The organism is Streptococcus oralis, assembly GCF_006175905.1.
GTDB lineage: Bacteria > Bacillota > Bacilli > Lactobacillales > Streptococcaceae > Streptococcus > Streptococcus oralis_BG.
Window position 1 is genome coordinate 310,360 of sequence record NZ_SSNB01000001.1, and the last position, 21,755, is coordinate 332,114.

Annotated in this window: 26 protein-coding genes; 7 read left to right on the plus strand and 19 right to left on the minus strand. The window is 42.1% G+C overall.

The features are described 5' to 3' along the window. Positions 1 to 3 precede the first annotated feature (3 nt). The 4 genes from E7Y33_RS01515 (at position 4) to nusB (ending at position 2,599) form a co-directional block, all read left to right on the plus strand. Entirely contained in the window at positions 4 to 1,131 is a 1,128-nt protein-coding gene (locus tag E7Y33_RS01515; protein ID WP_139689456.1) for an SPFH domain-containing protein, read from the plus strand. A gap of 81 nt (positions 1,132 to 1,212) precedes the next feature. After that, complete coding sequence (gene efp, locus E7Y33_RS01520) at positions 1,213 to 1,773, plus strand: elongation factor P (protein ID WP_000568640.1); 561 nt, start codon at positions 1,213 to 1,215, stop codon at positions 1,771 to 1,773. 21 nt (positions 1,774 to 1,794) lie between these two features. Continuing rightward, positions 1,795 to 2,184 (plus strand): Asp23/Gls24 family envelope stress response protein, encoded by a 390-nt coding sequence (locus E7Y33_RS01525; protein ID WP_139689457.1) that lies wholly within the window; start codon positions 1,795 to 1,797, stop codon positions 2,182 to 2,184. Further along, complete coding sequence (gene nusB / locus E7Y33_RS01530) at positions 2,177 to 2,599, plus strand: transcription antitermination factor NusB (RefSeq protein ID WP_000203659.1); 423 nt, start codon at positions 2,177 to 2,179, stop codon at positions 2,597 to 2,599. The genes E7Y33_RS01525 and nusB overlap by 8 nt, the downstream gene beginning before the upstream one ends. A 49-nt stretch (positions 2,600 to 2,648) precedes the next feature. Here the strand turns inward: nusB and E7Y33_RS01535 are convergent, their stop codons facing one another. The 16 genes from E7Y33_RS01535 to E7Y33_RS01610 form a co-directional block, all read right to left on the minus strand. Next, positions 2,649 to 3,374: a CPBP family intramembrane glutamic endopeptidase gene (locus E7Y33_RS01535; RefSeq protein ID WP_101800205.1), complete on the minus strand. Its 726-nt coding sequence runs from the start codon at positions 3,372 to 3,374 to the stop codon at positions 2,649 to 2,651. 26 nt (positions 3,375 to 3,400) lie between these two features. Further along, positions 3,401 to 3,583 carry a hypothetical protein gene (locus tag E7Y33_RS01540; protein ID WP_070657793.1) on the minus strand — a complete coding sequence of 61 codons (183 nt, stop codon included), beginning with the start codon at positions 3,581 to 3,583 and terminating at the stop codon, positions 3,401 to 3,403. A 220-nt stretch (positions 3,584 to 3,803) separates the two neighbouring features. Then, positions 3,804 to 4,505, minus strand: a complete 702-nt coding sequence (locus E7Y33_RS01545) for a CPBP family intramembrane glutamic endopeptidase (RefSeq protein ID WP_139689458.1) — start codon at positions 4,503 to 4,505, stop codon at positions 3,804 to 3,806. 147 nt (positions 4,506 to 4,652) lie between these two features. Beyond that, the gene (locus E7Y33_RS01550) at positions 4,653 to 5,420 is read right to left on the minus strand and encodes an acetyl-CoA carboxylase carboxyl transferase subunit alpha (protein WP_125413460.1); all 768 of its coding nucleotides are present in this window, start codon (positions 5,418 to 5,420) and stop codon (positions 4,653 to 4,655) included. After that, on the minus strand, positions 5,417 to 6,283 hold the full coding sequence (accD, locus tag E7Y33_RS01555; RefSeq protein WP_139689459.1) for an acetyl-CoA carboxylase, carboxyltransferase subunit beta: 867 nt from the start codon (positions 6,281 to 6,283) through the stop codon (positions 5,417 to 5,419). Before accD ends, E7Y33_RS01550 begins: the two co-directional genes overlap by 4 nt. Positions 6,284 to 6,318: 35 nt before the next feature. Next, complete coding sequence (accC, locus tag E7Y33_RS01560) at positions 6,319 to 7,686, minus strand: acetyl-CoA carboxylase biotin carboxylase subunit (protein WP_000488665.1); 1,368 nt, start codon at positions 7,684 to 7,686, stop codon at positions 6,319 to 6,321. Positions 7,687 to 7,697: 11 nt separating this feature from the next. Beyond that, on the minus strand, positions 7,698 to 8,120 hold the full coding sequence (fabZ, locus tag E7Y33_RS01565) for a 3-hydroxyacyl-ACP dehydratase FabZ (RefSeq protein ID WP_000565515.1): 423 nt from the start codon (positions 8,118 to 8,120) through the stop codon (positions 7,698 to 7,700). Continuing rightward, positions 8,117 to 8,584, minus strand: coding sequence for an acetyl-CoA carboxylase biotin carboxyl carrier protein (gene accB, locus E7Y33_RS01570; RefSeq protein WP_070567215.1), 468 nt, complete (start codon positions 8,582 to 8,584; stop codon positions 8,117 to 8,119). Before accB ends, fabZ begins: the two co-directional genes overlap by 4 nt. Positions 8,585 to 8,586: 2 nt before the next feature. Further along, on the minus strand, positions 8,587 to 9,822 hold the full coding sequence (fabF, locus tag E7Y33_RS01575; protein WP_000774052.1) for a beta-ketoacyl-ACP synthase II: 1,236 nt from the start codon (positions 9,820 to 9,822) through the stop codon (positions 8,587 to 8,589). A 28-nt stretch (positions 9,823 to 9,850) separates the two neighbouring features. Beyond that, the gene (fabG, locus tag E7Y33_RS01580; RefSeq protein ID WP_001177614.1) at positions 9,851 to 10,582 is read right to left on the minus strand and encodes a 3-oxoacyl-[acyl-carrier-protein] reductase; all 732 of its coding nucleotides are present in this window, start codon (positions 10,580 to 10,582) and stop codon (positions 9,851 to 9,853) included. Positions 10,583 to 10,627: 45 nt separating this feature from the next. Next, complete coding sequence (gene fabD / locus E7Y33_RS01585) at positions 10,628 to 11,548, minus strand: ACP S-malonyltransferase (RefSeq protein ID WP_044021288.1); 921 nt, start codon at positions 11,546 to 11,548, stop codon at positions 10,628 to 10,630. Continuing rightward, complete coding sequence (gene fabK / locus E7Y33_RS01590; protein WP_000857452.1) at positions 11,541 to 12,515, minus strand: enoyl-[acyl-carrier-protein] reductase FabK; 975 nt, start codon at positions 12,513 to 12,515, stop codon at positions 11,541 to 11,543. Before fabK ends, fabD begins: the two co-directional genes overlap by 8 nt. A 117-nt stretch (positions 12,516 to 12,632) precedes the next feature. Further along, positions 12,633 to 12,857 (minus strand): acyl carrier protein, encoded by a 225-nt coding sequence (locus E7Y33_RS01595; RefSeq protein ID WP_000257840.1) that lies wholly within the window; start codon positions 12,855 to 12,857, stop codon positions 12,633 to 12,635. Positions 12,858 to 12,914: 57 nt separating this feature from the next. After that, positions 12,915 to 13,889: a beta-ketoacyl-ACP synthase III gene (locus E7Y33_RS01600; RefSeq protein ID WP_042902827.1), complete on the minus strand. Its 975-nt coding sequence runs from the start codon at positions 13,887 to 13,889 to the stop codon at positions 12,915 to 12,917. Further along, positions 13,889 to 14,323 (minus strand): fatty acid biosynthesis transcriptional regulator FabT, encoded by a 435-nt coding sequence (fabT, locus tag E7Y33_RS01605; protein WP_000386335.1) that lies wholly within the window; start codon positions 14,321 to 14,323, stop codon positions 13,889 to 13,891. The genes E7Y33_RS01600 and fabT overlap by 1 nt, the downstream gene beginning before the upstream one ends. A 90-nt stretch (positions 14,324 to 14,413) precedes the next feature. After that, a complete protein-coding gene (locus E7Y33_RS01610) occupies positions 14,414 to 15,199 on the minus strand; it encodes an enoyl-CoA hydratase (RefSeq protein WP_001015588.1) in 786 nt (261 codons plus the stop codon). 280 nt (positions 15,200 to 15,479) lie between these two features. On the opposite strand from E7Y33_RS01610, the gene E7Y33_RS01615 reads away from it, so the two are divergent. The 3 genes from E7Y33_RS01615 to serS all read left to right on the plus strand — a co-directional run bounded on the left by E7Y33_RS01615 (position 15,480) and on the right by serS (position 18,706). Continuing rightward, positions 15,480 to 16,844, plus strand: coding sequence for an aspartate kinase (locus tag E7Y33_RS01615; protein WP_139689460.1), 1,365 nt, complete (start codon positions 15,480 to 15,482; stop codon positions 16,842 to 16,844). Positions 16,845 to 16,846: 2 nt separating this feature from the next. After that, the gene (locus tag E7Y33_RS01620) at positions 16,847 to 17,218 is read left to right on the plus strand and encodes a DUF956 family protein (protein WP_139689461.1); all 372 of its coding nucleotides are present in this window, start codon (positions 16,847 to 16,849) and stop codon (positions 17,216 to 17,218) included. A gap of 213 nt (positions 17,219 to 17,431) precedes the next feature. Beyond that, a complete protein-coding gene (gene serS, locus E7Y33_RS01625; RefSeq protein WP_139689462.1) occupies positions 17,432 to 18,706 on the plus strand; it encodes a serine--tRNA ligase in 1,275 nt (424 codons plus the stop codon). A 23-nt stretch (positions 18,707 to 18,729) separates the two neighbouring features. On the opposite strand, the gene E7Y33_RS01630 is transcribed toward serS, so the two are convergent. The 3 genes from E7Y33_RS01630 to E7Y33_RS01640 form a co-directional block, all read right to left on the minus strand. Beyond that, positions 18,730 to 19,629 carry a TDT family transporter gene (locus tag E7Y33_RS01630; protein WP_139689463.1) on the minus strand — a complete coding sequence of 300 codons (900 nt, stop codon included), beginning with the start codon at positions 19,627 to 19,629 and terminating at the stop codon, positions 18,730 to 18,732. A 109-nt stretch (positions 19,630 to 19,738) separates the two neighbouring features. Then, the gene (locus tag E7Y33_RS01635; protein WP_033680925.1) at positions 19,739 to 20,287 is read right to left on the minus strand and encodes a carboxymuconolactone decarboxylase family protein; all 549 of its coding nucleotides are present in this window, start codon (positions 20,285 to 20,287) and stop codon (positions 19,739 to 19,741) included. A 130-nt stretch (positions 20,288 to 20,417) separates the two neighbouring features. After that, a complete protein-coding gene (locus E7Y33_RS01640) occupies positions 20,418 to 21,740 on the minus strand; it encodes an alanine/glycine:cation symporter family protein (protein WP_000891439.1) in 1,323 nt (440 codons plus the stop codon). Between the last annotated feature and the right edge of the window lie 15 nt (positions 21,741 to 21,755).

Here is a 21,755-nt window from a genome sequence, read left to right on the forward strand (position 1 = left end):
ATTATGGGATTTATACGTGCAGCCTTATCAGCAGGCTTAAATAGTTTTAATGATAGTAAATTCAAGGAAGCCATTGTCCTTCCAGATAATGTCTCTGGCGACGCCTTGGCCGTCAAAGGTCAATTACTCACAAAAGACCCAGATGGACGTTCTCGTCACAGCAATCAAAATACAGGCCTCTTGTCGGACGGCAGTGTGGTTATCGTTCCTCAAGGTTATACTGCTGTTTTGGTAAACAACGGTACCTTTCTTGGTGAGGTCCTTGAAGCTGGTAGCCACGAATGGCAAGCTGGTGATAATGCCTGGCTCCTTGAAAAAGGTGGTTTAAAAGGCACTTGGGAAAACTTTAAAAACCGTTTCTCTTTTGGTGGACAAGTCATCACCCAACAGGAAATCATCTTTATCCGCATGCAACCCATTGCGGGCAATAAGTTCGGCACACAAAATGCGGTAGAATATTTCAGTGAACGATACCAACAACTGCTCAACATCCGTTTCTATGGCTTGTTTGATGTAAAAATCGCAGACCCAGTCCTCTTCTACGTGAGTTCTGTTAGCCGTCAAATTACTGACGGACAGCCATTCACTCTTCAGGATGTTGCTCAAGGAACGCTCCGTCAAAATATTGCACCGAAAATCGCGATTGCCATTGCCAAATACACCAACGAAAACAAGGTTGATATCTATAGCCTCAATGCTAATCAAGATACCTTTAACGAACTTGCTAAACAAGAAGTCAACAAGGTTTGGACAGGTCTCTACGGAATTGAAGCAACTAATATCTTGCTTGAAGACCTCAGCTACGACCAAGAAAGTCTTGATATCGTTCGCAAGCTTGATAGTGAGCTCGTGGCAATGAAGTACAACACGATTGAAATCGAAGAACGCCGTGCTCGTAACGAAGCGCTTATTGCTGCAGCTACCAACGAAGGGAATGGCAATGGGATGAACATGTTTATGGGTATGAATCTTGGCCAAACTCTAGGTGGTCAACTTAGTCAACAAGCCCAAACGCAAGCACCGGCTCAAAACACTGGGCAAACTGCCAGCAAGAATTTTTACATCGAAGTCGATGGAAAATACGTCCTCGTTACTAAAGACGAAGATGGAAATATCGTACCAGTCAACTAATCAAGCTCCTTCTGACATTTGAGTAATGTCGTCTTTTATGGTACAATAAAGAGTAAATTATTTTATTAAAGAGGTAAAAACATGATTGAAGCAAGTAAATTAAAGGCTGGTATGACCTTTGAAACAGCTGACGGAAAATTGATCCGCGTTTTGGAAGCTAGCCACCACAAACCAGGTAAAGGAAATACCATCATGCGTATGAAATTGCGCGATGTCCGTACTGGTTCTACATTTGACACAAGCTACCGTCCAGAGGAAAAATTTGAACAAGCCATCATCGAGACTGTCCCAGCTCAATACTTGTACAAAATGGATGACACAGCCTACTTCATGAATACAGAAACTTACGACCAATACGAAATTCCTGTAGTCAACGTTGAAAACGAATTACTTTACATCCTTGAAAACTCAGATGTGAAGATCCAATTCTACGGAACTGAAGTGATCGGTGTTACCGTTCCTACTACTGTTGAATTGACAGTTGCAGAAACTCAACCATCTATCAAAGGTGCTACTGTTACAGGTTCTGGTAAACCAGCAACGATGGAAACTGGACTTGTCGTAAACGTTCCAGACTTCATCGAAGCAGGACAAAAACTCGTTATCAACACTGCAGAAGGAACTTACGTTTCTCGTGCCTAATCTCTAGAAAGAGGTCATTCTATGGGAATTGAAGAACAACTTGGCGAAATCGTTATCGCCCCACGTGTACTTGAAAAAATCATTGCTATTGCTACTGCAAAAGTAGAGGGTGTTCACTCTTTTTCAAACAAATCAGTATCTGATACCCTTTCAAAACTTTCACTCGGCCGCGGCGTTTATCTTAAAAACGTGGACGAAGTACTCACAGCTGATATCTATCTCTACCTTGAGTACGGAGTAAAAGTTCCTAAGGTAGCTGTTGCTATCCAAAAAGCTGTCAAAGATGCTGTCCGCAACATGGCTGATGTAGAACTATCTGCTATCAATATCCACGTTGCAGGTATCGTTCCAGACAAAACACCAAAACCTGAATTGAAAGATCTATTTGACGAGGACTTCCTCAATGACTAGTCCACTATTAGAATCTAGACGCCAACTCCGTAAATGTGCTTTTCAAGCTCTCATGAGCCTTGAATTCGGTACGGATGTCGAAACTGCTTGTCGTTTCGCCTATACTCATGATCGTGAAGATACGGATGTGCAACTTCCAGCCTTTTTGACAGAGCTAGTTTCTGGTGTTCAAGCTAAAAAGGAAGAACTAGACAAGCAAATCACACAGCATTTAAAAGCAGGTTGGACCATCGAGCGTTTAACACTCGTGGAGAGAAACCTCCTTCGCTTGGGAGTCTTTGAAATCACTTCATTTGATACCCCTCAGCTGGTTGCTGTTAACGAAGCTATCGAGCTTGCAAAGGACTTCTCAGATCAAAAATCTGCCCGTTTTATCAACGGACTGCTCAGCCAGTTTGTAACAGAAGAACAGTAAAAAGAAAAAGTGTTTGATAGATATCAAACACTTTTTTCTTTGCCTTCCACTATCTAAAAAAGTGGTAATAGACATAATTATAAACAAAAATCCAGATGGGTTTTGCATAAATGAGAAAGTTGAAAAAACTATGGCACAGGATGGTAATTTTTAAGTTCTTTGTCCAACGGTAGACAAGGGCATAGAAAAGACCGCCTAAACTATAAATAATCAAACTGATAGGATCTCGGTGAGTTAGGATCAAATGACTAAGTCCAAAGATAAGAGCAGATAGGATAACATCCAGATAGTACTTGGATTGGGGAAAGAAGGTATTCATAAAGTACCCTCTATAAATCAGTTCCTCTAATATAGGTCCGACGATTACTGTTAAACTAAAACTGAGAACAGTTGATAGAAAAGTTGGTTGCCCATTGGAGTATAGAATCGAAAGAATGTCTTGAAAGATATACTTGTTATCAATTAGGTGATGAAACTGTAACTGAAAAGCATCCACCAATTGACGATCAAAATAAGTAGCCACTAGACCAACTACAAGGTAAAAGAATCTTGACTTCTTTGAACCCTTTTTTTCAAAAATATAGAGCATCTCTTTCTTTTGGAGCCAGTAGATAAATAATAGCAAAAGAGCTGTTACTTCAACTGTTAAAAAGATAGAATAGCCATCTATCCCCCATCCTAAAAACTTAGTTAAATGCATGATCCCTAACTCTGGTAGATAAACCGATAGAAATACCAGTGATGTATAGACTCCCAAATGCCCTAGTTTTTTCATACTTACCCCTTTAAATTATTAGAATATTAAGGTATAATTCCGTTACCATAACCAGTCATTCTAGTACGTATTGTACTCGAATCAGTTGCAATGCTGTAAGCATAAGGCCAACTCCAATAATAATCATCAACCAACCAAATCATGCCACCACCTGAAACTTGTTCTAAGTCCTCCATTGAAAGAACTGTGAATGTTTCTGTACCTGTCATATCAAGTAGCTCCTTAAAATAAATTTTTGTAAGCTTACATCTACAGTATACATCTTTTTTGTCTATTTTATAGTCCATCTCCTCAACTGTCAATTTTTCACCCTAAATGGTAGCTTTACTCATTGAGAAATAAGAAATTGATAAAAGAGATTTCTCTATCTTCCCATTAAATTAGAAAAAGTGTTTGACAAATATCAAACACTTTTTTCTTTGTCTCCTACTATCTAAAAATCAAATAATAGATATAGAATAAGATCGACGGAGCATAGGGAATTGCATTATAGAAACTATGACAAACAATGGTAAACCGAAGACTACCCGTAACTCGATAAACAACTGCAAATAGAAGACCAAGAATACTATAAATGATGAGACTGATGGGGTCACGATGAGATAGAACTAAGTGACTGAGCCCGAAGATGAAAGAAGACAAGATCACATCCAAATAAAACTCCGACTTCGGAAAGAAGGTATTCATAAAATAACCCCTATAGATTGTCTCCTCAACAACAGGTACAATCGAAATGTTAAAGATTAAAAATATAAGACTTGATAGAGTCGTTTCTCTCCCGTTTAAGTAAAGTTCTGAAAGAAGGTCTTGGAAAATAAAGCTATGGTCAATCAATCGAATATTCTGCATTCTAAATCCATTTAAAAAAGAATAGATAAGGAAACAAGCCACTAAGAAAGCGAGATAAGACCAGCGACAACCCTTTTTGTCGAAGATAAAGAGCATCTTCTTCTTTTTCAACCACAAAACGAATAAAAAGAAAATAAGCAACACTTCTCCAACTAGGAAGATTATATAGCTGTCCATTCCTAAACCAAAGGTTCTAGCTAGAGTTATAGCCCCTAATGGCGTTAAATAAATGTACAGGAACATTAAAATCATACAGATTCCTAAATGTATTGTCTTTTTCATTCTTTCTCTCCTAATGGTAAACTCTCTATTAGGGCAATATAGAGGATAGACCATTGATTGTTTTTCTTATTTATCTAGAGTATTCATGTTTATCCATGCTCTATTATCAAAATAGCTAGAACAAATTGTTCTAGCTTTTAAGTTTTCTTAGTATTTTCTAAAGCGTTGGTAACGTTCTTTGATAAGTTGGTCGAGTGGTAGTTCTTGCAATCTATCTAGTTCTGCACGCAATTCATTTTTAACGCATCCTAGCAGTTCCTTACTGGAGAGACCTGCTTCTGAGATCACCTTGTCTACGATTCCCATTTCTAGAAGTTCATGTGAAGTGATTTTCATCAACTCCGCTGCTTCCATAGCACGACTTCCATCCTTCCAAAGGATAGAGGCAAATCCTTCTGGACTGAGTACGGCATAGATTGAGTTTTCTAACATCCAGACACGGTTAGCTACGGCTAGAGCTAGGGCCCCACCAGATCCTCCTTCACCGATAATAATCGCAATGATTGGAACCTTGAGGTCACTCATTTCCATCAGGTTTCGGGCAATTGCTTCACCTTGTCCACGTTCCTCGGCACCAACACCTGGGTAAGCACCCGCCGTATTGATAAAAGTCACAACTGGACGGCCAAACTTTTCTGCCTGTTTCATCAGGCGCAAGGCCTTACGATAGCCTTCTGGATGAGGTTGCCCAAAATTTCGTTTGAGGTTATCATGAAGACTTTTTCCCTTTTGGATACCAACTACAGTTACTGCTTGGTCACCTAACCAACCAATTCCACCGATGACCGCACCATCATCACGAAAAGAGCGATCTCCATGCAATTCGATAAACTCGTCAAAGATTCCATTGGCAAAATCAAGTGCGGTCAAACGACTCTGCTCGCGTGCCTCTCTGACTATTTTTGCAATATTCATCCGCGACTTCCTCCATGCAATCTTACTAATTTAGCAATTGTTTCAGGCAATTCTCTCCGTTTGACAATTGCATCAACAAATCCATGTTCAAGCAGAAATTCTGCCTTTTGGAAGTCATACGGCAAGGTCTCACGAACTGTATTTTCGATAACACGACGTCCAGCAAAACCAACCAAACTCTGTGGCTCCGCTAGGATAATATCCCCTTCCATAGCAAAAGAAGCGGTCACCCCACCTGTTGTCGGATCGGTTAAAATAGTTAGGTAAAAAAGTCCTGCCTTGGAATGACGTTGAACTGCCGCAGAAATCTTAGCCATCTGCATCAAGCTCATGATTCCTTCTTGCATACGGGCTCCACCAGAAGCTGTGAAGAGAACGACTGGCAAGTTTTCTACCGTTGCATACTCAAACAAGCGCGTGATTTTTTCACCCACAACGGTTCCCATAGAAGCCATGATAAAGTTTGAATCCATGATCCCAAGGGCAACTTTTTGTCCCTTGATGCTAGCTGTACCAGTCAGTACTGCTTCATCCAAACCTGTCTTTTCACGCATACTAGCTAGTTTTTTCTGGTAGCCAGGAAAGTTTAATGGATCTTGAGTTTCAATACCCGTAAACATCTCCACAAAGGTGTCAGAATCAATCGTCAAATCCAAGCGTTCCTGAGCTGAAATACGGAAAGTATAGCTACAATGGGGACAAATTCGTTCGCTCCCAAGATCCTTTTGGTAAATGGTGTGTTTACAACCAGGACACTGGGAGAAGAGTTCATCCGGCACCTCAGGCTTGGCTTGTGGTTTCTGCCTTACGGAACGGTTAGGATTGATCCGAATATACTTATCCTTTTTACTAAATAGAGCCATAACTCCCCCTTTTAGTTCTCATACTATTTGAAAGTCTATTCTTTTTCTTGGTATTTTGGCAAGAAAGTTTCCATCAAGAAGGAAGTATCGTAGTCACCAGCGATAACTCGGCGGTCTGAAATCAGATCCAACTGGAAGTCTGCATTGGTTTGCACTCCTTCAATATCAAGTTCATAAAGTGCCCGTTGCATCTTCATTAAGGCATCAAAACGATTCTCCCCATGAACAATGATTTTGGCAATCATACTATCATAGTAGGGGGGAATGGTATACCCTGGATAGACTGCAGAGTCTACACGCAATCCAACTCCTCCACTTGGAAGATAGAGATTGGTAATTTTACCTGGGCTTGGAGCAAAGTTAAATGCTGGATTTTCTGCATTGATCCGGCACTCGATAGCATGACCTCGTAGGACGATATCTTCTTGTTTGAAAGGTAAAGGTTGCCCGGCAGCAATGCGAATCTGCTCCTTCACGATATCAACACCTGAAACAAACTCTGTGACTGGGTGTTCAACTTGCACACGAGTATTCATTTCCATGAAGTAGAAATTGCCACTCGCTTCATCGAGAAGAAATTCAATCGTCCCTGCATTTTCATAGCCTACAGACTCTGCTGCACGAACGGCTGCAGCACCAATTTCATTACGAAGGGTTTTGCCAATCGCAATGGATGGGCTTTCTTCTAAGACCTTTTGGTTATTCCGTTGGAGTGAACAATCCCGTTCACCAAGATGGACAACATGACCCTCTTGATCTGCAAGAATCTGAACTTCGATATGACGAGCTGGATAAATCACACGCTCAAGATACATAGCGCCATTTCCAAAATTGGCCTTAGCTTCACTGGATGCTGTCTCAAAGGCTGCGACCAAGTCTTCTGCCTTTTCAACCTTACGAATCCCTTTTCCACCACCACCTGCCGATGCCTTAAGCATGACTGGATAGCCAATTTTTTCTGCAACTGCAAGCGCCTCTTCAGCCGTGTGAACTTCACCATCAGATCCTGGAATAACTGGAACCCCAGCCTTGATCATTTGCTCACGCGCATTGATCTTATCTCCCATGGTATCCATCACAGCACCAGAAGGGCCGATGAACTTAATCCCTACTTCATCACACATCGTGGCAAATTTGGAGTTTTCACTAAGAAATCCAAAACCTGGATGGATGGCTTCTGCTTCTGTCAAGACTGCAGCAGACAAAATTGCATTGATATTGAGATAAGATTCTGTCGCCTTACCAGGTCCGATACAGATAGCTTCATCCGCTAGGAGTGTGTGAAGGGCTTCCTTATCAGCAGTTGAATAAACTGCCACGGTCGCAATGCCCAATTCACGCGCAGCTCGAATAATGCGAACCGCAATCTCACCACGGTTGGCAATCAAAATTTTACGAAACATGGAGATCCTCCTTAGTTTCCAATTGCAAAGGTAAGAGTACCACTCGCTGCAAGCTTACCATCTACTTCAGCCTTTGCTTCAACCACAGCAATCGTACCACGACGTTTAACAAAAGTAGCCGTCATAACTAATTGGTCACCTGGTACAACTTGCTTCTTGAACTTAACCTTGTCCATGCCAGCATAGAAGACCAGCTTCCCTTTGTTTTCAGGTTTGGACAATTCCAAGACACCAGCAGTCTGAGCCAAGGCTTCCATGATAAGAACACCTGGCATGACTGGGTATTGTGGAAAATGACCATTGAAGAAAGGTTCGTTGATGGTCACATTTTTAATGGCAACAATGGTATCTTCGCTCACTTCCAAGACACGATCCACTAGGAGCATGGGGTAGCGATGGGGTAGAGCTTCTTTGATTCCTTGAATATCGATCATTTGATACGTACCAATCCTTTACCGAACTCAACCATTTCTTCATTTGAAACGAGAATTTCTGTCACCACACCATCCTTAGGTGCAGGAATTTCATTCATGACCTTCATGGCTTCAATGATCACCAAAGTCTGACCTTTTTTAACACTGTCTCCAACTGTGACAAAGGCAGGTTTATCTGGTCCAGCGGCCAAGTAAGCCACCCCTACAAGTGGACTTTCAACGACATCACCCTCCGGAGCAACCGTCGTTTCAGCTGGTGCTGGAGCTTCTTCCACTGCACTCTCTACTGGAGTTAAAGGGGCCGAAACTACTGGACTAGGAGCCACTGCAGCTGGTGTTTCAGAAGCCATTCTTACTTCATTCTTACTGAACTGCAATTCGTCCGTTCCATTTTTATAAGAAAATTCTCTCAAACTTGATTGGTCAAATTGAGCCATCAAGTCCTTGATTTCATTTAAATTCATAATTATTTATTCTCCCAACGTTTGAAAGCAAGAACCGCATTGTGTCCACCAAAACCAAAGGTATTTGAAATAGCATAAGGGATTTCTTGCTCCAAGCCTTGTCCATAAACGACATTCGCTTCGATATAGTCTGATAACTCACTTGTTCCAGCTGTCATTGGTACATAGTTATGACGCATGGCTTCAATAGTAGCGATTGCTTCTACGGCCCCTGCAGCACCAAGCAAGTGTCCTGTAAAGGACTTGGTTGAAGATACAGGGACTTCTTTACCAAGGACAGCTACGATCGCACCACTTTCTCCTTTTTCATTAGCAGGAGTTGAAGTTCCGTGGGCATTAACATAAGCCACTTGCTCTGGAGAAATTTCTGCTTCTTCCAAAGCCAACTTCATAGCCTTAATCGCACCTTGACCTTCTGGATGAGGTGAAGTCATATGGTAAGCATCACAGGTATTACCATAACCAACTACTTCAGCCAAGATAGTTGCACCACGTTTTTCAGCATGTTCAAGGCTTTCAAGAACCAACATCCCTGAACCTTCTCCCATCACAAAACCATTACGGTCTTTGTCAAATGGGATAGAAGCACGAGTTGGATCCTCTGTAGTTGATAGGGCAGTCAATGCTTGGAAACCAGCGATAGCAAAAGGAGTGATAGATGATTCTGATCCACCAACTAACATGACATCTTGGAAACCAAACTTGATAGAACGGAAGGCATCCCCAATGGCATCATTTGATGAGGCACAGGCTGTATTGATTGATTTACAGATACCGTTTGCTCCGAAACGCATGGCAACATTTCCTGAAGCCATATTTGGCAAGGCTTTTGGAAGTGTCATTGGTTTAACGCGTTTTGGACCTTTTTCATGAAGACGGATAACCTGATCTTCGATTTCTTTAATTCCCCCAATACCAGAAGCCACGATGACACCAAAGCGATCTTTATCGATTGCTTCTACATCAAGATTTGCATTTGTCACCGCTTCTTGAGCCGCATACAAGGCATACAAAGAATAGTTGTCAAAACGGTTGGTATCTTTTTTGACAAAGTATTTATCAAATGGGAAATCTTGAACTTCTGCCGCATTGTGCACAGCAAATTCGCTGTGGTCAAACTTAGTGATTTCTCCAATTCCAATCTTCCCAGTTTGCAAACTGTTCCAAAATTCTTCTGGAGTATTTCCGATAGGAGAGGTCAATCCGTAACCTGTTACTACAACTCGATTTAGTTTCATCTGTCTTACCTATATCTTTCCTTATTTTTTACATGCTAAGTCCGCCATCAACAGCGAGAACTTGTCCAGTCAAATAATCCTGTCCAGCCAGGAACACTGTAGCATCTGCGATATGTTCTGCTTGACCGAAATGTTTCATTGGGATTTGGGCCAATGTCGCTTCCTTGACCTTATCAGACAAAACAGCAGTCATATCTGACTCGATCATCCCTGGTGCAAGAGCATTTACGCGTACGTTGCGATTGGCAACTTCACGTGCAACTGACTTGGTAAAACCAATCAAACCTGCTTTAGAAGCTGCATAGTTGGCTTGTCCGATATTTCCCATCAAACCGACCACACTCGACATGTTGATAATCGCACCTTCACGTGCCTTGATCATCTGTTTCAAGACTGCTTGCGTCATGTTGAAGGTACCTGTCAAGTTGATTTTAATCACTTTTTCAAAGTCTTCTTCGGTCATCTTGAGCATAAGCGTATCTTGAGTGATCCCAGCATTGTTGACCAAGACATCGACAGAACCGAGTTCCGCAATCGCTTGATCTACCATACGCTTGGCATCTGCAAAGTCTGAAACATCACCTGATATCGGTACTACTTTGACGCCGTAGTTTGAAAACTCAGCCAGCAATTCTTCTGAGATTGCTCCTCGACTATTCAAAACTACATTAGCGCCTAGTTGGGCAAATTTGTGAGCAATGGCAAGTCCGATACCACGACTTGAACCTGTTACAAAGACATTTTTGTTTGTAAGTTGCATTCTATCTCTCCTGTTTCCTGTTGTATTTTGTGGGAGAAGGGATCATTAGTTTCCTAACAAAGCATCCAAGCTTGCTTGGTCTTCAACGTTAGCTAGCTGAGCTGTTTTATCGATTTTTTTGACAAAGCCTGATAGGACCTTACCAGGACCAATTTCAATAAAGTTGGTTACCCCAGCATCCTGCATCACAGCAATACTTTCATAAAAACGAACAGGTTCTTTGACCTGACGCGTCAAAAGCTCTTGGATTCGATCTTTTTCCATAACAGCAGCTTCCGTATTGCCGACTAGTGGGCAAGTAAAATCAGAGAAACTCACTCCCTCAAGAGCTCCAGCTAGTTGCTGACTGGCTGGCTCAAGAAGGGCTGTATGGAAAGGACCAGATACATTTAAAGGAATCAATCGTTTAGCTCCTGCTTCCTGCAAGAGTTCAACTGCGCGGTCAACCGCAGCCACCTCGCCACCGATAACGATTTGGCTTGGGGTGTTGTAGTTAGCTGGAGTCACTACTCCAACTTTAGAGGCTGTTTCACAAGCTTCCTCAATCACTTCAACTGGAGTATTGAGAACCGCAACCATCTTCCCAGAGCCTGCAGGTGCAGCCTCTTCCATATAAGCACCGCGCTTAGCAACCAAGGCAACTGCATCCTCAAAGTCCAAGGCCCCACTTGCTACAAGAGCAGAATATTCCCCAAGAGACAATCCTGCTACCATATCTGGCTGGTAGCCCTTTTCTTTCAATAGTCGGTAAATAGCAACCGAAGTCGCTAAAATAGCTGGCTGCGTATAACGAGTCTGGTTTAACTTGGTTTCTTCCTTATCAATCAAGTCACGAAGGTCATAACCCAAAACCTGACTGGCTTGGTCAATTGTTTCCTTGACGATAGGATAGCGATCATAGAGATCACGCCCCATTCCTAGATACTGAGCACCTTGACCCGCAAATAGAAAGGCTGTTTTAGTCATTTCTTACAACTCCTGCCCAACGAGAGGCTTCTTCTTGAATTTTTTTGGCTGCGCCATAGTATAAATCTTTTAGGATTTCTTCGACAGTTTCCTCTTTAGAAACCAAACCAGCGATCTGACCTGCCATGACAGATCCACCTTCTACATCTCCATGAACAACGGCTTTAGCAAGAGCACCAGCTCCCATTTGTTCAAAGATTTCTAAATCCGGATTTTCTTGTTTAAAGGCATCTTTTTCAGCCTGCTCAAAGTCACGTGTCAACTGATTTTTAATGGCACGAACAGCATGTCCAAAGTGCTGAGCTGAAATAGTCGTATCGATATCACGCGCTTTTAAGATTTTTTCCTTGTATTTTGGATGGGCGTTAGATTCCTTAGCTACTACGAAACGCGTACCAACTTGAACAGCCTCAGCACCAAGCATAAAGCCTGCAGCGACACCTTCACCGTCCGCAATTCCTCCAGCTGCGATAACTGGAATTGAAACAGCTGCAGCAACTTGGCGAACCAAGGTCATCGTTGTTAATTTACCAATATGTCCACCGGCTTCCATCCCCTCTGCAATAACTGCATCTGCACCAATTTTTTCCATGCGTTTTGCCAAAGCAACACTTGGAACAACAGGAATAACTGTAATTCCTGCATCATGGAAACGAGTCATGTATTTACTTGGATTTCCTGCACCAGTTGTCACCACCTTGACCCCTTCTTCAATCACGAGATCAACGATGTCTTCTACAAAAGGTGACAAGAGCATGATGTTAACACCAAAAGGTTTGTCCGTAAGTGATTTGATTTTATCGATATTAGCCTTTACGACCTCTTTAGGTGCATTCCCACCACCGATGATCCCTAGACCACCAGCTTTTGATACTGCACCAGCCAAGTCACCATCCGCAACCCAGGCCATTCCTCCTTGAAAAATAGGATAATCAATGTTCAATAATTCTGTAATACGTGTTTTCATAGTGCCTCCATCATTCCTTGCTTACGTAATAGTTCGATGAGTTTATCGTTTGATTTTCAAACTATTACCTAAACAAGAGGGAGTGGGTTTCCCCTACTCCTTCTAGTAATATGTTAATTATTTTGTTTGCTCTTCAACGTAGGCAACCAAGTCACCAACTGTTTTCAAGTTATCTTCTGCTTCGATTTGGATATCGAAAGCATCTTCGATTTCAGAGATTACTTGGAACAAGTCCAATGAATCTGCATCCAAATCATCAAAAGTAGATTCAAGTGTTACTTCTGATGCGTCTTTCCCAAGTTCTTCAACGATAATTTCTTGTACTTTTTCAAATACTGCCATGATAGGACTCCTTTAAAATATAAAAAATTTATAACTATGTGTTTACCACATGATTACCTAGATTGTAAGAATGAGTGTGCCCCATGTCAAACCTCCACCGAAGCCTGATAGGAGAATCGTCTGGCTACCATCTAAACGAATCATGCCATTCTCCACACACTCTGAGAGCAAAATCGGGATACTTGCTGCACTGGTATTTCCATACTCCATCATATTGGCAGGAAGTTTGTCTCGGTCTACGCCGATCTTCTTAGCCATCTTATCCAAAATGCGGATATTTGCCTGATGAAGCAAGAGATAATCCAATTCCGATGCTGCGATTGGACCATTTTCAATGGTTTCTTTGATCGATCTAGCAACATCACGATTTGCAAAATCAAAAACTGCTCGTCCATCCATCTTCAAAAAAGCAGGAACTGCTTCTTGATCTGAGAAAGGAGAAGCCAAAGCCGTTTGACCATAGGTCAAACACTCGCTCCGAGAGCCATCTGTATAGAGACTTTCCACAAGGAAGTGACGTATTTCGCTCGCTTCCAAGAGAACCCCACCAGCACCATCCCCAAAGAGAACAGCTGTCGAACGATCTGACCAATCAACTGCCTTAGATAAGGTCTCAGCCCCGATAACAATCCCTTTTTTGAACTGTCCAGAACTTAAAAACTTTTCTGCAGTTGAGAGAGCAAATACAAAGCCACTACAAGCTGCTGTCAGATCAAAGGCGAAAGCTCTATGCGCTCCGATATTTGCCTGAACTCGAGCTGCTGTGGAAGGCATCATCGAGTCTGGAGTAATCGTCGCTACAATGATAAAATCAATCTGATCCGCTGTTAAGCTCCCTTTAGCCAACAAGCTCTTAGCTACTTCTGTTGCCAAGTCACTTGTAGACTCTGTTTTTGAAATATGTCTCTGTTTAATTCCTGTCCGACTTGAAATCCACTCATCGCTTGTATCCATGATTTGGGCTAAGTCATGATTAGTGACCACTTGCTCTGGAACATAATGAGCAACCTGGCTTATCTTTGCAAAAGCCATTATTTCAAATCCTCCAAAAATTGATAAAGGTTCGTTAAGCCTCTGCCCATGACTTCTTTTTCCTCAGGGCTCATGCCATCGATGATTTTTTCGACCATAGCCTTGTGGAACCGTTTATGAAGGCGGTGAACCAAACGACCTTTCTTTGTCAAATGCAGATAGACCACTCGACGGTCTTGGTCAGAACGAATACGCTCAATATAACCTTTTCTCTCCAGGTTATTCAAACTCGTTGTCACTGTCCCAAGAGTTACCATCAGTTCTTTTGAAACCTTACTTGGCGTTGCCTCCGGGAACTTCCCAATCACATCGATCGTGTGCATTTCTTTGATGGAGATGTCTTTGAATCGACTACCTCGTAAGCTAACCTCCTCGATCACAAGGACGTTATTAAAAATAGATGTTAGATAATCATTTACTTGTTGGTAGTCCAAACTTTTTCCCTCCTCCTCAAAAAGCTTTTACAATCAAAACATTTGATAAAAGAAGTATAACAAACTTCAAAAAATTGTGCAAGTATTTTTTTACATTCCTGTAAATTTCGGTCTTCTTCTTTCAGAATGTGCTCGAACCCCTTCTTTAAAATCTTCAGTTAGAGATAACGATTCTTGTAGTTTCAATTCTAATTCAGCATAATTCTGCCAATCCTTGAATTGACTTTCCCAAACTAACTTTTTAATCGCTGCGTATGAGTTTGCTGAACCTCTTCTTAATTTTTTCAGAACTTGTTCTCTTGTTTTTTCTAATTTGTCAACTTCACAAACACGGTATACCACGCCCCATTCTAGCGCTTTTTCAGCAGTTAAGGCTTCACCTGTCATAGCAAGTTGTGCAGCCCGTGTTACCCCGATACTACGACTCAAGAGATGAATCCCACCAGCGTCTGGCGCCAAGCCCACTCCGACAAAGGCTTGGATAAATTTTGCCTTGTCAGTCGCCAAGCAAAAATCGACTGCTACTGCCATATTTGCCGCGGCACCAGCAACCGCTCCATCTACCTCCATCAAAACAGGTTTAGGAATTTGCTTGATTTTAAAAGAAATTGTATTGACTAACTCTGCAATCTTATTCAAAGAAGGGATATCATCTTCGTCCACTGCGCGTTTCATCTCAACCAAGTCTCCCCCAACTGAAAAGACCTTCCCATTAGCATTAATCAAGATGAACTGCACAGCTTGATCCTGCTCCGCTAGAGTCAAAGCTTCTAAAATTTCCTCACACATTGGGATATGGAAACCATTTGCCACTTCGGGACGATTCAAAGTAATGATAGCCAGATCATCTACGATCTGATATAAGATATGATTCATAGCTTCTCCTTTTCTTTTATAAGGCAATGAAATTGTTTTATCATCAAAGTATACCTTTTTTTGGATAAAGAGGCAAGGAAAAACTAAAGGAAAGTGTCTCAGCTGATTATTTCACCTTCGTTTATGAATTTGAGGAAAATTGACTTTCTTACTTTTTCTATTTATCAATTCCCAGAATAAATTAACATTTACTTCTATTATAATAGGAAGATATTTTCTTCATTGAAAAATACCTCTCTTTCTGCTATAATCGTATAAAATACTTACTTGAGGAGTCCTTATGAAGGTTGTAAAATTTGGCGGAAGCTCGCTTGCCTCTGCTGGTCAGTTAGAAAAAGTTTTAAACATCGTTAAAAGTGATAAAGAACGCCGTTTTGTAGTCGTTTCTGCACCCGGTAAACGCAATGCTGAAGATACCAAGGTAACTGATGCCTTAATCAAATACTATCGCGACTATGTGGCTGGAAATGACATCAGTGCTAGCCAAAGCTGGATCATTGACCGTTATGCCGCTATGGTTAGTGAACTAGGGTTAAAACCTGCTGTTTTAGAAAAAATCTCTAAAAGTATTCGGGCCTTGACAACTCTTCCTATAGAGGACAATGAATTTCTCTATGATACCTTCCTAGCGGCTGGAGAAAATAACAATGCCAAATTGATTGCAGCCTACTTTAACCAAAACGGCATCGATGCACGCTATGTTCACCCAAGAGAAGCTGGAATTGTTGTCACAAGTGAACCAGGAAACGCACGCATCATTCCATCTAGTTATGACAAGATTGAAGGCTTGGCTGATAGCAACGAAGTTCTTGTCATCCCTGGTTTCTTTGGTGTGACTAAGGAAAATCAAATCTGTACTTTTTCACGTGGTGGTTCAGATATCACAGGTTCTATCATTGCAGCAGGTGTTAAGGCTGATCTCTATGAGAACTTTACAGACGTAGATGGTATCTTTGCTGCCCATCCTGGTATTATCCACCAACCTCACTCCATTCCTGAATTAACCTACCGAGAAATGCGTGAGTTGGCATACGCTGGATTTTCAGTTCTTCATGACGAAGCTCTTCTACCCGCTTACCGCGGAAAAATTCCTCTTGTCATCAAGAATACCAACAACCCTGACCACCCAGGTACGCGTATTGTTTTAGAACACAGTAGTGATAAATTCCCAGTAGTAGGGATTGCGGGTGACTCAGGATTCGTCAGCATCAACATGTCTAAATACCTCATGAACCGCGAAGTCGGGTTTGGTCGCAAGGTTCTTCAAATCCTTGAGGACCTCAATATCGGTTGGGAACACATGCCTACAGGTATCGACGATCTTTCAATCATCCTCCGCTCCCGTGAATTGACTCCTATCAAAGAAGAAGAAATTCTACGTCAACTCGTTCAAAAAGCTGAAGTGGACCACGCTGAAATCGAACATGACCTTTCCATCATTATGATCGTCGGAGAAAAGATGAAGAGCCATATCGGGGTAACTGCTACTGCAACACGGGCTTTGTCTGAGAATAAAATCAACATCCAGATGATGTCCCAAGGTTCAAGTGAAGTTTCCATCATGTTTGTTGTCAATAAAGAGCAAGAAAAGGCCGCTATCAAGGCTCTCTACCATGCCTTTTTCGATGAAAGTAAGGAAGACTAATCATGGCCCAATCTCTCAATAAAGTCATTGACCTCCAAACCACTGGAACATCTTACCTATCTATCTCTGGAAAGGTTGGAAAATTTCTAGTCGGGGATCAAGCCTTAGAGTTTTATCCTGATGTCAATGTCGAACAATATATCCAAATCCCCTGGTCCAGCATTCAGCAAATCGGAGCTAACGTAAGTGGTCGCAAGATCAGCCGCCACTTTGAAGTCTTCACTGATCAAGGAAAATTCCTCTTTGCTTCAAAAGGCTCTGGAGCTATCCTCAAAATCGCTCGGGAAAAATTAGGAAATGACAAGGTTGTGAAACTTCCGACTCTACTCCAGACCATTGGACAAAAACTTAAAAATCTATTTGCAAAAAAGTAGAAACTTTAGTATAATCATAGCAACGGATAAGTAGGTTATCCTCTTCTTTCAGAAAGTCTGCGGGTGCTGTGAGCAGATAGGAGGGATAGGTGAAATTCTACCGTTATTCACAATCAAATACACAATCAAGTGCACACCTGTGAAGTTGGATGGAACCGTGGCCCTGCCACTCCAACGCTTTGTCAGGTGTGCTTTTTTCATAAAGGAGTTCTTATGTTAGATATTAAACGTATTCGCACAGATTTTGATGCTGTCGCTGAAAAATTAGCTACACGTGGTGTAGATGCTGCTATCTTAAATGAGATGAAAGAAATTGATGCTAAACGTCGTGACATCTTGGTCAAGGTTGAAACTCTCAAGGCTGAGCGTAACACTGTTTCTGCTGAGATTGCCCAAGCCAAGCGCAACAAGGAAAATGCTGATGACAAGATTGCTGCGATGCAAACCCTATCTGCTGAAGTCAAAGCCTTGGATGCTGAGTTGGTGGACATCGATGCTAAATTAACAGAATTTACCACTACTCTTCCAAACATCCCTGCCGACAGCGTTCCTGTTGGAGCTGATGAAGATGACAATGTGGAAGTCCGTCGTTGGGGTACTCCACGCGAATTTGACTTCGAGCCAAAAGCTCACTGGGATCTTGGTGAAGACCTTGGTATCCTTGACTGGGAACGCGGTGGAAAAGTAACGGGCGCTCGTTTTCTCTTCTATAAAGGACTCGGGGCTCGTTTGGAACGTGCCATCTACAACTTTATGTTGGATGAGCATGGCAAGGAAGGCTATACAGAAGTCATCACACCATACATGGTTAACCATGATTCTATGTTTGGTACTGGTCAATATCCAAAATTTAAGGAAGACACTTTTGAATTGAAAGACACTAATTATGTCCTCATTCCTACAGCTGAAGTGCCTCTTACAAACTACTACCGTGATGAAATCCTTGACGGTAAAGACCTACCAATCTACTTTACCGCTATGAGTCCATCATTCCGTTCTGAGGCTGGTTCTGCAGGTCGTGATACACGTGGCTTGATTCGTTTGCACCAATTCCATAAGGTTGAAATGGTCAAATTTGCCAAACCAGAAGAATCTTACGAAGAATTGGAAAAAATGACAGCTAACGCTGAAAACATTCTTCAAAAACTCAACCTTCCATACCGTGTCGTTGCTCTCTCAACTGGAGATATGGGCTTCTCAGCTGCCAAAACTTACGACTTGGAAGTTTGGATTCCAGCCCAAAATACCTATCGTGAAATCTCAAGCTGTTCAAATACAGAAGATTTCCAAGCCCGTCGTGCCCAAATCCGTTACCGTGATGAAGCCGATGGCAAGGTGAAACTCCTTCACACCTTGAACGGTTCTGGACTTGCAGTTGGACGTACGGTTGCTGCTATTCTTGAAAACTACCAAAATGAAGATGGCTCTGTGACCATCCCTGAAGCTCTTCGTCCATATATGGGTGGCACTGAAGTTATCAAACCATAAAAATAAGGCCTAGCTATTTCTAGCTAGACCTTTTTTCGTAACCAAATCAGATAAGCAATCAAGACAAAGAGTAAAATGCTTAAACTAAGGAAAGTTTCCGCAAACACTAGATAATCTAAGATAGGCAGTTTTACAATTCCTTGAGCCATCTTGAGAGAGGTTGCTGAGATAATAGTTGGAAAGGTGAGAGCTGAGAAGGCTGGTTGAAATCCTTGTTTTAAAATATTGGGCAAGCGAGTCAAAACAAAGAAAAAGAAGGATTGAGATGCCAAAATCATGACGATCAAGAGCCAAATCGGTAGGCCTGCTCCTCCAACTCGAACTAGGGAAGCCAAGAGTAGAGAAAAGGGAGCACAGTAGATTCCTTCCTGTCCAAGCAAGGCTAGTGGAAGTGGATCTTTCTTTAAATCGCTATAAATAAGGGGATAGAGGTAGAAGGTCAAGACAAAACCAAAACTCAAGGTAGCATAGGCAATTTCAATGATTCCGACAAGAGGATAGGTCAAGGCTGCTACTGCTATCCCCACATAGAGTACCGTCCAGCTTGGAGTCGCATTGACCCTCCTACCTGGATAGGCAAATTTGATGGTAAAAGTAGCAATCAAAGTCAAATCCAAGAGAAATGAAAACCACCAGATCCCTTGTGCTAGCAAAGGAAGAGCAGGGAATACGCGAAAGACATAGGTCGCTAAAATCATCCCAGCCATAGGAAAAGTGGCCATCCCTGATAAAAGAGGGGGCTTGGTCAATTCTTGCTTGGTTTCTTCCCAATTAAAAAGATGAAGAATCAGAAAGAAAATCCACAACACTAGACCAATCAGACTCAATAAATGCGACAGAACTGGCCAAGTATCTGCAATCAAATTTCCTGCACCTGCTAAACCCAATAAACAGCCAGAGAATACTAAGGGGAGCTTTTTCATCCGAGCCTCCAATAATCATGTTATTATTAGTATAGCATAAAAGCGCTTAAATGAGAGCCTAAAAAATGAAGCCCGATTATTTCAGACTTCATTTTTTCTCAGATATGAATTAAGCATAAGGCTGCAATTCTGGGTTAATAGGCGTATTGGCTAGGTTGTTTGCATAGTTGCAAAGGCTGGCAAGACTAACACCGAGAACCACGTCCAAGGCATTTTGTTGCGTGTAGCCAGCTTCCAAAAATTCAGTCAAGGCTTCATCTCCTACACGCCCTTTGGTATTGATGACCGCCAAGGTAAACTTAGCTAGGGTGTCCAATTTAGGATCTGTTTCAATCGGAGTGCGGTTGCGAAGGGCTTGGAGAAGATCATCATTCATCTGGATTTGTTTGATTGAAAAGGCAGTATGACCAGCCACGCAGAAAGCACAACCATTGGTTACGGCAGCTGTGATTTGCACTACTTCGCGTTCCACTGGTGTTAAGCTATTGCGACGGTTGATGGCTCCGACAGTTCGGTAGGCTTCAAGCGCGGTTGGAGCATTGGCCAAGAGACCGATTAGGTTGGGAATATAGCCATTGTTATCTTTTTGTACTGTTTCAAGAACTTCTTTTACTTCTGCTGGTGCTGATTCTACTGTGTGGATGGTAAATGTTGTCATAAGAAACCTCTTTTCATTTTATTGTCATTTAGTCTATCATAGAATTTTCCCCTTGGATAATATATATTTTCAATCGCCTTGATAGGAAATGTCTATGAAATGAAAAAATCACACTAAAAGTGTGATTGGGTTAGTGTTTAAAATACTTTTTAGTCTCAGCAATAACGACTGGCGACAAGACTAAGAGGGCAATCAAGTTTGGTAAAGCCATCAAGGCATTGACGATATCTGCAATAATCCAGACCATATCCAACTCGATAAATCCTCCCAACAAGACCATGACTACAAAGACTACACGGTAAAGCCAGATAAAACGAACACCAAAGAGAAACTCAAAACAGCGCTCTCCGTAATAGTTCCATCCGAGAATCGTCGTAAAGGCAAAGAGTACAAGGAAGATGGTCAAGAGGGCAGGTCCAAAGTGTGAAAAAACTGTTGAAAAGGCTGACTGGGTCAAGGCAACTCCATTCAAATCACCACTCCAAACCCCAGTTACCAAGATTGTTAAACCAGTCAGAGTACAGATAATCAAAGTATCAATAAAGGTTCCTGTCATGGAAATCAAGCCTTGCTCGACAGGCTCATTTGTCTTAGCTGCAGCCGCTGCAATGGGAGCAGAACCCAGACCAGACTCATTTGAAAACACACCACGCGCCACACCATTCTGGATAGCCATCCGAATACTGGCACCTGCAAAACCACCTACCGCAGCCGCTGGACTAAAGGCTGAAGTAAAGATCAGTACAAGTGTGGCTGGGATTTTCTCGATATTAAAGAGAATAACTGTAAGAGTTCCTAAAATATAGACAATAGCCATAAAAGGAACCACTGCTGTCGAAACTTTTGATATGGATTTGAGGCCACCAAAGACGGCAATCCCTACAAAAACAGATAAAACGAGAGCTGTGATAGCTGGATTAATTTGAGCTGTATTTTGGATAGATTCTGTAATTGAATTGACTTGGGTAAAGGTACCAATCCCTAGAAGGGCTACCAATACACCCGCTAGGGCAAAGAAGATAGCAAGTGGACGCCACTTTTCTCCCATCCCCAAAAGGATGTAATGCATGGGTCCTCCAGCTACAGCTCCATTTGCATCCTTAGTACGGTATTTGATGGCCAGCAATCCTTCGGCATATTTGGTCGCCATCCCAAAGAAGGCCGCCATCCACATCCAAAAGAGGGCCCCTGGTCCTCCAACCTTAATGGCTGTCGCTACCCCGATGATATTTCCCGTACCAACTGTGGCTGCTAGAGCCGTACAGAGAGCAGCAAAGCTCGACACATCGCCGTGCCCCTTATCCTTGGTAAAGATCAACTGAAAGGCCTTAGGGAGACGAGTAACCTGCAAAAGGCCCAGTCGGATGGTCAAATAGATACCCGTTCCGACCAATAAGATCAAGAGGGGAGGCCCCCAAGCAAAAGCATCAAGCGCTTTAAGTAATTCTAACATATCCTACTCCTATCT